Source organism: Thalassotalea sp. 273M-4, from assembly GCF_041410465.1.
Lineage (GTDB): Bacteria > Pseudomonadota > Gammaproteobacteria > Enterobacterales > Alteromonadaceae > Thalassotalea_A > Thalassotalea_A aquiviva.
The window spans coordinates 2176817-2189863 of the sequence record NZ_CP166961.1 but is presented as its reverse complement, the minus strand read 5'-3'; the positions used below and the strand labels follow the sequence as shown (position 1 = coordinate 2189863).

Sequence of the window (13047 nt, the reverse complement as noted above, 5' to 3'; positions counted from 1 at the left end):
TTTAGAGGTGGCTGTTGGGTAAAGAATGGTCACTAAAGCAGATTTATATTTTATTTAAAAATTGAGGTTGAAATGTCTGAAATAGTTAAAATAATTGCTCGTGAAATCATGGATTCTCGTGGTAACCCTACGGTTGAAGCTGATGTACGTCTAGCATCTGGTGCGTTTGGTCGTGCAACGGCTCCTTCAGGTGCATCTACAGGTTCACGTGAAGCTCTAGAATTACGTGATGGCGATAAAGCTCGCTACTTAGGTAAAGGTGTTTTAAAAGCTGTAGCTGCGGTAAATGATCACATTGCTCCAGCATTAATGGGTAAAGACGCATTTAATCAAGCTGAAATTGATCAAATCATGATCGACCTTGACGGTACTGAAAACAAAGAAAAGTTCGGCGCAAATGCAATCTTAGCGGTTTCTTTAGCCGTGGCAAAAGCTGCAGCTGCTGAAAAAGGTGTTGAGTTATATGAGCACATCGCTGATTTAAACGGCACCCCAGGTGTTTACAGCTTACCAGTGCCAATGATGAATATCATTAACGGTGGTGAGCACGCGGATAACAACGTTGATATCCAAGAGTTCATGATCCAACCTGTAGGCGCTCCAAACTTTAAAGAAGCATTACGTATGGGTGCTGAAGTTTTCCACGCACTTAAGAAAGTATTATCAGCCAAAGGTATGAACACCGCTGTTGGTGATGAAGGTGGTTTTGCTCCTAACCTAGAATCAAACGCTGATGCATTAGCGGTTATTAAAGAAGCGGTTGCTGCAGCTGGCTATGAACTAGACAAAGACATCACATTAGCGATGGACTGTGCAGCTTCTGAGTTCTACGATGCAGACAAAAACATCTACGACCTTAAAGGTGAAGGTAAGCAATTTACTTCAAACGAGTTCTCGGACTTCTTAGGTGAATTATGTAAGCAATACCCAATCGTTTCTATCGAAGACGGTTTAGACGAGTCAGATTGGGATGGTTTCGCATACCAAACTAAACTTTTAGGTGATAAGGTTCAAATCGTTGGTGACGATTTATTCGTAACAAACACTAAGATCCTTAAGCGTGGTATCGACAATGGTATCGCTAACTCTATCCTAATTAAATTTAACCAAATTGGTTCTTTAACAGAAACGTTAAATGCAATCCGTATGGCTAAAGAAGCAGGCTACACAGCTGTAATCTCTCACCGTTCAGGTGAAACTGAAGATGCAACCATCGCTGACTTAGCGGTAGGTACTGCGGCTGGCCAAATTAAAACCGGTTCTTTATGTCGTTCAGACCGTGTTTCTAAGTACAACCAATTACTACGTATTGAAGAGTTCTTAGGTGACAAAGCCGTTTACAATGGCCGTAGCGAAATCAAAGGTCAGTAATTTTAATTATTGATATTTTATTTTGAAAATAAGAAGCCACTCGTTTGAGTGGCTTTTTTTTGCTAAGCTAAAAAAGGTGAGGGATTTTTCATCGATTTAAGCGTTTAATCTAAACAACAAACTTTAATAACTCACTCACAAAACCAATAGCAGATAATAAAAACCAACAGAGCAAGATTGGCATGGCCCACGACTTACTTTCAGATACATCGCTGCAGACGACTCAGTTTTTAGAGTTGTGTAATGCTATGTACGAACGCGAGCTTGGGGTTCTAGCTGAGAACGAATTTTCCTCAACAAAACACATTCAAAGTCGATTGCAAAGTTTACCTCATTATATCCGACGCACCGCTGGATCTATGTTGAAGGTGAATGGCCCATTAGCATTAGACTTACAAAATGCCAGTTGGTCTGTAAAACAAGCGCGTTCAATTCCAATAAAAGAGCAATCAGATGAGCAGGTTTTAGCATGGTATCAGAAAAACCCCGTGTCTCTGGGTTTGATTGTGCCGGTATTATTGCAAGAACAACAAAAGCAACGCATTATTCTTGATTGTGTTGACCGGGTGCTACTCGAGCAAGAAAAATTTCGTACCAATCAGTGCGGTTGGTTTTATTATCACTCAAGCCCTGCGCATGCAGAAAAACATATTCGTTTATTAAAACCAAACCTTAAAGTCTTAGCTGCCGCATGCAGTGGGCATCAATGGCTTGGTGAACAACGTACCAACCCTACGCCTTTATCACTGCGCGAATTATTACTGTCATGTCAAATTAATTGGCCCAATTTAAAAAAGCCATTACCAGCTAAAGCCTAAGGGTTTGGTTAAAATAATACGCATCGAATCCCGGTAATTGGCTATTTATCAGCTCAATCGAGCAAAATTAAGATATTTCTATTTACACTTTATAGGCGAGACTTATAATGTGTAGTATTAAAACTAAAAATATTGGTCGCCATTTTTCATATGCGTTTGTTTACCATAATCTTATTCATCTTTGCCTTACTGTTACAACACCGAATTTGGTTTGGCAAACACAACGTGTCTGATTACTTAACGCTCAAAGAAAATGTGGCCAGACAGCAAGTTCAGAATGAAAAGTTACAACAACGCAATAAATTAATATACGCAGATATCGACGACTTAAAAAATGGCATGCAGGCCATAGAAGAAAGAGCTCGAAATGAGCTTGGTATGATTAAAGAGGGTGAAACCTTTATCCGCGTTGTGCCTAAAGAGAATTAACATTGAAAACACACGCCGTTTCAAAACAACTGACCGTAGTGGTACCCGCTGCGGGAGTTGGTAAACGCATGGGCAGCGACTGCCCAAAACAATATTTAAAAATAGCTAATAAAACCATTTTAGAATATACCCTAGAACGTTTGCTGTCACACCCTGACGTGGCCAAGGTTGTAGTGTCGGTTTCATCTGAAGATCAATATTTCAACGAACTTAAAATAGCCGAACATCCTGATGTGGTTCGTGTCGATGGTGGCAAAGAGCGCAGTGATTCGGTATTAAACGGGCTTAAAACCTTAACCGATGAATATTGGGTTTTAGTTCATGACGCCGCCAGACCGTGTGTTACACACGCCGATATTTCCGCCCTTATTGAACGATGTTATAAAACCGATGAAGGTGCGATATTAGCAACCCCGGTACGCGATACAATGAAACGTACCGACAGTCATGGCAATATTGAGCGCACAGAGGATCGTAACAATTTATGGCATGCACAAACGCCACAAATGTTTAAATTGTCAGAGCTAACAAATGCTCTAATCAGCGCTGAGTCGGCAGGGGTAGCGATTACCGATGAAGCATCTGCTCTTGAGTATATGAAATTACCTTCGCAAGTGGTTAGCGCTCGTGAAGATAATATTAAAGTGACCCGGCCATCAGATTTAAATTTGGCCACTTTTATTTTACAGCAGCAACAGGAGCAATAGTTCGGATGCGAATTGGACATGGATTCGATGTACATAAGTTTGCCGGTGATGGGCCAATAACTCTAGCGGGTGTAAAAATTGAACATGAGCATGGTTTTCTGGCTCACTCTGATGGTGATGTTGCGATCCACGCCTTATGTGATGCGATATTAGGTGCTCTGTGTTTAGGCGATATTGGTAACCACTTTCCAGATACCGATGCTGAGTTTGAAAACATCGACAGTAGGATTTTACTGCGACATGTGGTTGGCTTAATGGAAGACAAGGGATATCAAATTGGAAATGTTGATATAACCATCGTCGCTCAAGCCCCTAAGATGGCGCCTCATTTGCTGTCGATGCGTCAGATCTTAGCGCAGGATCTTAACACTGCAGTGGATAATATTAATGTGAAAGCGACCACCACCGAAAAGCTGGGCTTTGAGGGCCGTAAAGAAGGGATTTCAGTGCATGCGGTTACCTTGTTACAAACCAAGGGGTAAAAAATGAGCGAAGACCAATTAATCTCACTACCACAGTTACCTTACTTACTTGGTACCCCGAAATCTTGCGGCGACTTAAGAACCCGTCCTGAAGATTTTAAAGTGTTTGAGCAACTGCCTTTTGCGTTAACAGGCGAAGGTGAACACTTATTTATTCATATTCGTAAAACCGGAACCAATACCCTATATGTAGCAAGACAATTAGCGCGCTATTTTAAAGTTAAAGAAGCGTTAGTGTCATACGCTGGGTTAAAAGACCGGCACGCGGTAACTGAACAATATTTTGGCGTTCACCTACCTGGTAAAGCCAACTATGATTTATCTGATTTGGCCATCGATGGAGTCGAGGTCTTAAGCTATCAACGTCATAATAAAAAATTAAAAAACGGTGCATTATCGGGTAATAACTTTGAGATCACCCTGCGTAATGTAACCGATATTGAAGATGTTCTAACTCGTTGGCAAAGTATTTTAATGTTTGGTGTTCCCAATTATTTTGGTGAACAACGATTTGGGATCAATGGCCAAAATCTAGAAGCTGCAACGACGATGATGCAAGGCAAAAAGGTTAAGGATAAAAAGAAGCGTGGCTTTTATTTATCAGCCGCTCGTTCATTAGTCTTTAACTCCATTGTTGCAAAGCGCATTGAACAGGGGCATTTTCTACAGCCCTTAGATGGTGATGTTTTTATGTTATCGGGCTCTCGCTCGGTCTTTCTAGAACCTAAAGTCAGCGCTGAAATAATTGAACGCCTAAAACAGCGAGACCTCAACATAACCGCAGCTATGTGGGGAAGTGGTGAATTAATGACCACAGAAAGAGCAAAAGAAATAGAACTTACCCAAGCCCAACAATACCCGGTTTTGACAGCGGGGCTTGGCAAGTTTGGGTTAAAACAAGAGCGACGAAGTATTCGATTAACCATCGACGATGCCGATATTACCGATGAAGGCAGCACCGTGAGTGTTAAATTTTTTCTCCCAGCTGGCAGTTTTGCCACCACGGTTTTACGCGAATTAATCGATTATCAGGATCTTTCGCAACAGTCGCAAATTACAGAATCTTAAGGTTCGAGTAGAATGAAAATTTTAGTTAGTAACGATGATGGGGTGAATGCACCAGGCATTAAAATTCTCAACGATGAATTATCAACCTTTGCCGATACTGTGGTCATTGGCCCAGATCGTAATTGCAGTGGTGCCAGTAACTCATTAACCTTAATGAACCCATTACGCGCAGAAACTTTGCCTAATGGCTATATCAGTGTCAATGGCACACCGACAGATTGTGTCCATTTAGGCATTAGCCAGTTATGTAATGGCCAACCAGATTTAGTGGTTGCAGGCATTAATCGTGGCGCCAATCTTGGTGATGATGTCCTGTATTCTGGTACCGTCGCCGCAGCGACCGAAGGTCGGCATATGGGCTTACCTGCGGTTGCGGTTTCGTTAGTTGGTAATGAAGAAAAGCATTATCAAACAGCCGCTATTGTGGTGGCAAAGTTTATCAAACGATTAAAACTACATCCTCTGCCTAGCGATCAAATTATTAATATTAATGTACCTGATCTGCCAATTGAGCAGCTTAAAGGGATAAAAGTAACGCGCTTGGGGAACCGACATAAAGCCGAAACCATGCAAAAAATGCGCGACCCTTGGCAGCGCGAAATATACTGGTATGGTACCTTAGGGAGTGAACTTGATTGTGGTGAAGGCACCGATTTTCATGCCATCGCCAATGGGTATGCGTCAATCACCCCGTTAACCGTCGATATGACGGCATACAAAAGTATGGACAGAATAAATCAATGGATAAGTGAATTGAGATTATGATTTTAGGAAAAAATATTAGCGGTAAATCTCAACGAAGTGGAGAACTTTTAGCGCAACAGTTAGTTGCCGCAGGGATCAAAAATCCACGAGTGTTGTCAGCCATAGCCAACACCCCACGACACGCTTTCGTGCCTGAAATACTGGCGCATAAAGCCTACGATAATACGGCGTTACCAATAGGGCAGGGGCAAACAATTTCGCAACCTTATATTGTCGCTAAAATGACTGAGTTGTTACTGAGCGATCATGCAGGCAATGACAATGTGTTGGAAATAGGAACGGGATCGGGATATCAAACTTCTATTTTGGCTCAATTATTTAACCGAGTTTATACCGTTGAAAGAATTAAGTCGTTGCAATGGCAAGCTAAACGTCGTCTTCAAAGCATTGATTTACATAATATCTCAATGAAACATGGTGATGGCTGGAAAGGGTGGGCAAATAAAGGCCCATACCAAGCAATTATTGTAACAGCAGCTGCCAGCGCTGTCCCTAAGGCTCTATTAGAGCAGTTAGTGGATGGCGGTAAATTAATCATTCCAGTTGGTGAGCAACACCAAACATTACAACTTATTACCCGTCAAGGTGATGACTTTAAATCTGAGAAAATCGAAGCAGTACGATTCGTGCCTTTGGTTCCAGGGGACTTATTATGAAAATTTTTTCTGCTTTATATGATTGGACCATGCGTTGGGCTGAACACAAGTTTGCGCCAGCAGCATTAGCATTTTTAACGTTTTGTGAATCGGTATTTTTTCCAATCCCGCCTGATGTATTGCTTGCCCCTATGGTATTAAGTGATCGTGCTCGCGCATGGCGATTAGCGACACTTACAACCGTTTCATCGGTGATTGGCGGTGTGGTTGGATATTTACTAGGTTATCTGATGTTTGAACCGCTGATCCAGCCAATTTTAATTGAATCAGGCTATATGCCAAAGTTTGAAATGGCAATGGATTGGTTTAACAAATATGGTGTTTGGGTTGTGTTCTTAGCCGGCTTTTCGCCAATCCCATACAAGGTGTTTACGCTAAGCGCTGGTTTTTTACAAATGATGTTTGTGCCATTTTTAATTGCTTCTGCTATCGGTCGTGGTATGCGCTTTTTCCTTGTCGCGGGTTTAATTCGCTGGGGCGGTGAAAAAATGGAAGCGAGAATAAGAGACAGTATTGATGTCATTGGTTGGGCTGTTGTTGTACTGGCGGTTATCTTGTACTTTATATTTAGGTAACTAAAAACACGTATAAACAATGTATTATAAAGCAGACAAGAAACAACTCTCCCTTCGAAATGGCCTTCTATTGGCTTTACTTTGTCTGCTTTTTAGTTGTAGTACTAATCATCGTCCAGCCCCTGTTGTTGTACTTGAAGGCAGTAACTCAAAACCAAGCTATAAAAAACCTAAAACAACTATGGGTATTCACTCATCAACGTACAAGGTGAAAAAAGGGGAAACCTTATACTCCATAGCTTGGCGTTCAGGTAAAGACGTTAAAACCTTAGCGCAACTGAATAATCTTTCACCGCCTTTTAATATTTACCCTGATCAAATTTTACGATTAACGGCAAAATCAGGTAAATCAAAGGTTCGAACAAATAACAACACCAAAACTGTGAAAAAAGTGTTAACAACCTCTGAGAAAGTTGTTGCAAATCAAACTTTGCAGGAGTATGGTGAATCAAGTGGTGAAAAATTCGACAATGTTGAAGTTCCATCACTGAAGCAGAAAGTGGATTCTTGGGGGTGGCCTGTCAAGGGCAAAATCATCAAAAAGTTTTCATCTTCTGCTATCGGTAATAAAGGTATTAACATTGCAGGTCGACATGGCCAACCAGTTAAGGCGGCTGCAGCAGGGTTAATCGTTTATGCCGGTAATGCGTTACGTGGCTACGGTAATCTAATAATAATAAAACATAATGATGACTACCTGAGTGCTTATGCCCACAATGATCAATTGTTGGTAAAAGAGCAACAGCAAGTCAAACGAGGCCAAGTAATCGCCAAAATGGGTAACACAGGTTCTGACAAAACCATGTTGCACTTTGAAATTAGATTTAGGGGTAAATCGGTAAATCCATTACGGTATTTGCCGAAAAAATAACAATAATAAGCAGTAAAAAAGAGGCGTTAAGTGAGTACAAAATAATATCCAGGTGAGTAATGGGAGACTTAAATGGGCAAAGTAAAAGATGCAACTGAAGCCGTAGCAGAAGCGGCAACTGTGGAAGAAACTTCATCTAATTTAGATGCAACTCAAATGTATTTAAGCGAAATAGGCTTTTCTCCGTTGTTAACAGCAGAAGAAGAAGTCTATTTCTCCCGCAAAGCCCTCCGCGGATGCGAAGCATCTCGAGGACGGATGATTGAAAGTAATTTGAGGTTGGTGGTTAAAATTGCCAGGCGCTACAACAACCGAGGCTTACCTCTGCTTGATCTTATCGAAGAAGGCAATCTAGGCTTGATCAGGGCTGTTGAGAAGTTTGACCCCGAACGCGGTTTTCGTTTTTCCACCTATGCAACCTGGTGGATTCGACAAACCATTGAGCGTGCCATTATGAACCAAACCCGCACCATCCGTCTTCCTATTCACGTGGTTAAAGAACTTAATGTGTATTTAAGAGCCGCTCGCGAATTGATTCAAAAATTGGATCATGAACCAACGGCTGAAGAAATTGCGCAAAAATTGGATGTACCGGTTGCTGATGTGAGCAAAATGCTCAAATTAAATGAGCGTATCACTTCAGTGGATACACCATTTGCTGGAGACTCAGAAAAAGCGTTGTTAGATGTTATTGCTGATGAAAAAAATAAAGGCCCAGAGTCTGATTTACAAAACACCGACATTAAGCAAAACATCGTTCACTGGCTCAATGAACTGAACTCAAAACAGCGAGAAGTTTTAGCACGACGCTTCGGTCTGCTTGGCTATGAGCCTGCTACTTTAGAAGATGTTGGTACCGAAATCGGTCTTACCCGTGAGCGGGTTAGGCAAATTCAGGTTGAAGCGCTTAAACGATTACGAGATATATTATCTTCGCATGATTTATCCATTGAAGCTTTATTTCAAAGTTAATTCAGCGCAATAAAGCCAACATTTTAAAGGGATCTCTCGATCCCTTTTTTGTCGCTGTAATTTTTTTAAGGGCGAGTGTTAAAGGTTTTTTATTCTGCCTTATTGATTTTGACAAAGGTCTCACTAGAGTCTGCCATTAAACCCTAATCAAAAATATTTAATCTTTACCTTTTCACATTTTTGCTGAGTGGGCAAAACCTAGTAAAATTGTATACGCCTAGATTAGTTTCTTTAATTCAAAAATTAAATCCAATGCTTGCTTTGCCGTTAAATCATTTTCATCAATTGCTTTTAACGAGCTCACAACGGCATGCTCTTCGTGTAAAAAGTCTAATTGCGTAGCAGGCTGTGAAGTATCGACTATGGTTGCAGCTTGATGTTTTTCGAGCTCAGATAAGCGTTGTTTTGCTCGCATAATAACCGGTTTGGGCACCCCCGCTAATTGTGCTACTTGCAAACCAAAGCTTTTACTTGCTGCCCCTTCTTGTACCGCATGCATAAAGACAATCGAATCATCATGTTCAATTGCATCAAGGTGAACGTTAGCTAAACCATCAAGCTGTTCAGCAAGCTCGGTAAGTTCAAAATAATGGCTGGCAAATAAGGTATATGCTTTGGTTTTACTGGCCAAAAACTCGGCACAAGCCCAAGCTAGAGATAAACCATCATACGTACTGGTGCCACGACCAATTTCATCGAGTAAAACCAGTGATTGCTCCGTCGCATTATGCAGTATATTAGCGGTCTCGGTCATCTCGACCATAAACGTTGAACGGCCACTGGCCAAATCATCAGAAGCACCGATGCGAGTAAAAATACGATCAACGATGCCAATTTTTGCCGAATCAGCAGGTACAAAACAGCCAACATGTGCCATTAATACGATTAACGCCGTTTGACGCATATAGGTTGATTTACCGCCCATGTTGGGACCTGTGATGATCAACATTCGGCGCTTGTCTGATAACTCAACTGGGTTGGCAATAAAGGCACCTTCCGTAACTTGCTCAACCACCGGATGTCGACCAGCATTGATTTGAATACCACTTTTAAGACTGAATTCTGGGCGCTGATAATTTAAACTCAATGCTCGTTCAGCAAAACAGTTAAGCACATCTAGGCTCGAAATAGCTTCAGAGCATGCTTGTAACTGTGTAATGTAAGGTGATAAGTGATCAAATAACTCATCATACAAACGTTTTTCTAAAGCCAAAAAGCGTCCTTGAGCAGACAGCACTTTTTCTTCATGTTGTTTTAATTCTTCGGTAATAAAACGCTCATTATTTTTTAGCGTTTGACGTCGGATATACTCTGTCGGCACTGTATCAGATGCGTTTCGACTGATTTCAATATAAAAGCCATGGACCTTGTTGTAACCAACTTTTAGGGTCGAAATACCCGTGCGTTCACGCTCTCGTTGTTCCAATTCATTTAAGAAATGAGTCGCGCCTTGGCTAAGATTTCTAAGTTCATCTAATTCTTCATGATAACCTGGTGCAATAACGCCGCCGTCACGAATAAGCACCGGAGGGTTGTCAATAATGGCTTTTGTTAATAAGGTGGCAAGATCGTCAATTGGGCGACAAAGCTTAGCCAATTGTACAATGTATTCTTGCTCGGTTTCATTCAGTAAATGATGCAATGCTGGCAGTTGTTGTAAAGCATTTCGTAAGCGCGCAAAGTCCCTTGGTCGAGCGCTGCGAAGAGCGATGCGCGCAATGATCCGTTCTATGTCACCAATGGCTTTAATAATTTGGTGTAACTCGTCGTTAATATCGTCATCGATAATGGCGCTGATCGCATTTTGACGATTGGTTAATGCTTTAACATCTCTTAAAGGAAAATGTAACCACCGCTTTAAGAGCCTCGAGCCCATCGCTGATGCCGTCTTATCTAATACCGAAGCTAACGTGTTCTCAATGCCACCCGTTAAATTTTGCGTTAACTCTAAATTTCTTCGGGTTGCGGCATCTAAGATAACGCCATTGGCATAATGCTCACATTTAATGCTTCGAATGTGAGGTAAGGCGGTACGTTGGGTATCTTGTACATATTGTATTAAGCAACCGGCTGCACAAATCCCCTGATATTGGTCGGTAATACCAAACCCCTTTAGCTCTTTGGTATTAAATTGTTTGGTTAATATTGAGTGGGCACTTGAATATTCAAACTCCCAATCAGGTCGACGTCGTGTGCCTTTATATGCTTGGGTTAGATGCTGGTATTCAAACGACTCTGGGTATAATAATTCGGCAGGGTTTAAGCGTTGTAATTCAGCTTGGACTTGCTCTTCGGTGTTAGGCTCACAAATGACAAAGCGACCACTGCTCATGTCTAAGTAAGCAATACCAAATTTATCTTTTTGATGGTACAACGCAACCAATAGATTATCTTGTTTATCTTCTAATAACGCTTCATCTGAAACGGTACCAGGGGTTACTATTCGAACGACTTTTCGCTCTACCGGCCCCTTGCTGGTTGCGGGATCGCCAATTTGTTCACATATTGCAACGGATTCGCCCATTTGTACTAGGCGAGCTAAGTAATTTTCAACGGCATGATAAGGAACGCCAGCCATTGGAATTGCGTTGCCACCCGATTTCCCCCGTGCGGTTAATGATATATCGAGTAAATCAGCGGCTTTTTTCGCATCATCATAGAATAACTCATAAAAATCTCCCATCCGATAAAACAGTAAGATGTGTTTAAATTCGGCCTTTATTTTTAGATATTGGCGCATCATCGGCGTATGGTTGGTCTGTGAATACGGATCCGTGCTCATGCTATTTTTTATGTCTCTATTGTCATTATTGGGACTGAAAATGGTTAAGGTATTCTTATTGTTGAATAATTACCGCTTTTTTTTAATGATTTTTAGCGAATAAAAATTGCCATTGCCCAAGGTTATTTTAATGGTAAAATGATAACATCATTGACCAGTAAATTGTTAGTATAACCTTTTCTAATTACGATAAAGCATGGCTGTTTTACAAAACTTTAAATACTGTTCAAAGTACTGGTTAAAACAATCAAATCAGACTATGGAAAACAAAATAAAAAATAAATATTGGTTATAAAACAATGGTTTAAATTGGTTTTTTTAACTTGATTTTATTATCCAGCAAAAAAACAGTTGATACTGTACGATTATACAGTATACTGGCCTTATTAACACGACATCAGATCAAATTTTTTGGAGTTTTTAATGGACGCAAATAAAGAAAAAGCGTTATCAGCAGCCTTAGGACAAATTGAGCGCCAATTTGGTAAAGGTTCAATTATGAAGTTAGGTGATAACCGCAGCATGGACGTTGAAACCATCTCTACCGGTTCTTTAGCTCTTGACGTAGCACTTGGAGCAGGTGGCTTACCTATGGGTCGTGTTGTTGAAATCTACGGTCCTGAGTCAAGTGGTAAAACAACCTTAACACTTGAAGTTATTGCAGAAGCACAACGCAACGGTAAGGTATGTGCGTTTGTTGATGCTGAGCATGCTCTAGACCCTATCTACGCCGAAAAGCTTGGTGTAGATATTAACGAATTATTGGTTTCTCAACCTGATACTGGGGAACAAGCACTTGAAATCGTAGATATGTTAAGTCGCTCGGGTGCGGTTGACGTGATTGTGGTTGACTCTGTTGCAGCACTTACCCCAAAAGCTGAAATTGAAGGTGACATGGGGGATAGCCACATGGGTCTACAAGCCCGTATGCTGTCTCAAGCAATGCGTAAATTGACCGCTAATTTAAAACAAACCAATACCATGCTTATTTTCATCAACCAAATTCGTATGAAAATTGGTGTGATGTTTGGTAACCCTGAGACAACCACGGGTGGTAATGCACTTAAATTCTACGCCTCAGTTCGCCTTGATATTCGTCGTATTGGCGCCGTTAAAGAAGGCGATGAAATTACGGGTAACGAAACTCGAGTGAAAGTGGTTAAAAATAAAATCGCACCACCATTTAAACAAGCCGAATTTCAAATTCTATATGGCACTGGCATTAACAGCTTAGGTGAATTAATTGACCTAGGTGTGAAGCATAAGATGGTTGAAAAAGCCGGTGCATGGTATAGCTGTAATGGTGAACGTATAGGCCAAGGTAAAGCGAATGCGACTAAATACCTTGCAGAACATCCTGACATGGTGAAAGACCTTGATGGTAAATTGCGTTCTTTGTTATTAACCACTGCCAAGGTTGAAGCTGAAGCAGAACAAGCACCTGTTGATGTAGAATAGTTTTTAAATCACATTAATAGATAAAAAAACAGACGCTATTGCGTCTGTTTTTGTTTACCCGATTAACGATAAATCGCCTAGAGATTAGTTACT

13 protein-coding genes are annotated in these 13047 nt (G+C 41.0%); 12 read left to right on the top strand and 1 reads right to left on the bottom strand.

Annotation, left to right across the window (positions count from 1 at the left end):
* The first annotated feature begins 72 nt into the window (after positions 1 to 72).
* The 11 genes from eno to rpoS all read left to right on the top strand — a co-directional run bounded on the left by eno (position 73) and on the right by rpoS (position 8714).
* A complete protein-coding gene (eno, locus tag ACAY00_RS09945) occupies positions 73 to 1371 on the top strand; it encodes a phosphopyruvate hydratase (RefSeq protein WP_371372974.1) in 1299 nt (432 codons plus the stop codon).
* Between the two features lie 182 nt (positions 1372 to 1553).
* Positions 1554 to 2189 carry a hypothetical protein gene (locus ACAY00_RS09940; RefSeq protein WP_371372972.1) on the top strand — a complete coding sequence of 212 codons (636 nt, stop codon included), beginning with the start codon at positions 1554 to 1556 and terminating at the stop codon, positions 2187 to 2189.
* 150 nt (positions 2190 to 2339) lie between these two features.
* Positions 2340 to 2618, top strand: coding sequence for a cell division protein FtsB (gene ftsB, locus ACAY00_RS09935; protein ID WP_371372970.1), 279 nt, complete (start codon positions 2340 to 2342; stop codon positions 2616 to 2618).
* 68 nt (positions 2619 to 2686) lie between these two features.
* Positions 2687 to 3325: a 2-C-methyl-D-erythritol 4-phosphate cytidylyltransferase gene (ispD, locus tag ACAY00_RS09930; protein WP_371379678.1), complete on the top strand. Its 639-nt coding sequence runs from the start codon at positions 2687 to 2689 to the stop codon at positions 3323 to 3325.
* A 5-nt stretch (positions 3326 to 3330) separates the two neighbouring features.
* Positions 3331 to 3807: a 2-C-methyl-D-erythritol 2,4-cyclodiphosphate synthase gene (gene ispF, locus ACAY00_RS09925; protein ID WP_371372968.1), complete on the top strand. Its 477-nt coding sequence runs from the start codon at positions 3331 to 3333 to the stop codon at positions 3805 to 3807.
* 3 nt (positions 3808 to 3810) lie between these two features.
* A complete protein-coding gene (truD, locus tag ACAY00_RS09920) occupies positions 3811 to 4875 on the top strand; it encodes a tRNA pseudouridine(13) synthase TruD (protein WP_371372966.1) in 1065 nt (354 codons plus the stop codon).
* A 12-nt stretch (positions 4876 to 4887) separates the two neighbouring features.
* Positions 4888 to 5640: a 5'/3'-nucleotidase SurE gene (surE, locus tag ACAY00_RS09915; protein WP_371372964.1), complete on the top strand. Its 753-nt coding sequence runs from the start codon at positions 4888 to 4890 to the stop codon at positions 5638 to 5640.
* Entirely contained in the window at positions 5637 to 6296 is a 660-nt protein-coding gene (locus ACAY00_RS09910; RefSeq protein WP_371372962.1) for a protein-L-isoaspartate(D-aspartate) O-methyltransferase, read from the top strand. The genes surE and ACAY00_RS09910 overlap by 4 nt, the downstream gene beginning before the upstream one ends.
* Positions 6293 to 6871 carry a YqaA family protein gene (locus tag ACAY00_RS09905; protein WP_371372960.1) on the top strand — a complete coding sequence of 193 codons (579 nt, stop codon included), beginning with the start codon at positions 6293 to 6295 and terminating at the stop codon, positions 6869 to 6871. Before ACAY00_RS09910 ends, ACAY00_RS09905 begins: the two co-directional genes overlap by 4 nt.
* 19 nt (positions 6872 to 6890) lie before the next feature.
* Positions 6891 to 7742, top strand: coding sequence for a peptidoglycan DD-metalloendopeptidase family protein (locus ACAY00_RS09900; protein ID WP_371372958.1), 852 nt, complete (start codon positions 6891 to 6893; stop codon positions 7740 to 7742).
* A gap of 72 nt (positions 7743 to 7814) precedes the next feature.
* Positions 7815 to 8714, top strand: coding sequence for an RNA polymerase sigma factor RpoS (gene rpoS / locus ACAY00_RS09895; protein WP_371372956.1), 900 nt, complete (start codon positions 7815 to 7817; stop codon positions 8712 to 8714).
* A gap of 217 nt (positions 8715 to 8931) precedes the next feature.
* On the opposite strand, the gene mutS is transcribed toward rpoS, so the two are convergent.
* Positions 8932 to 11496, bottom strand: a complete 2565-nt coding sequence (gene mutS, locus ACAY00_RS09890; RefSeq protein WP_371372954.1) for a DNA mismatch repair protein MutS — start codon at positions 11494 to 11496, stop codon at positions 8932 to 8934.
* A gap of 423 nt (positions 11497 to 11919) precedes the next feature.
* On the opposite strand from mutS, the gene recA reads away from it, so the two are divergent.
* Positions 11920 to 12954, top strand: a complete 1035-nt coding sequence (recA, locus tag ACAY00_RS09885; protein ID WP_371372952.1) for a recombinase RecA — start codon at positions 11920 to 11922, stop codon at positions 12952 to 12954.
* Positions 12955 to 13047: the final 93 nt, after the last annotated feature.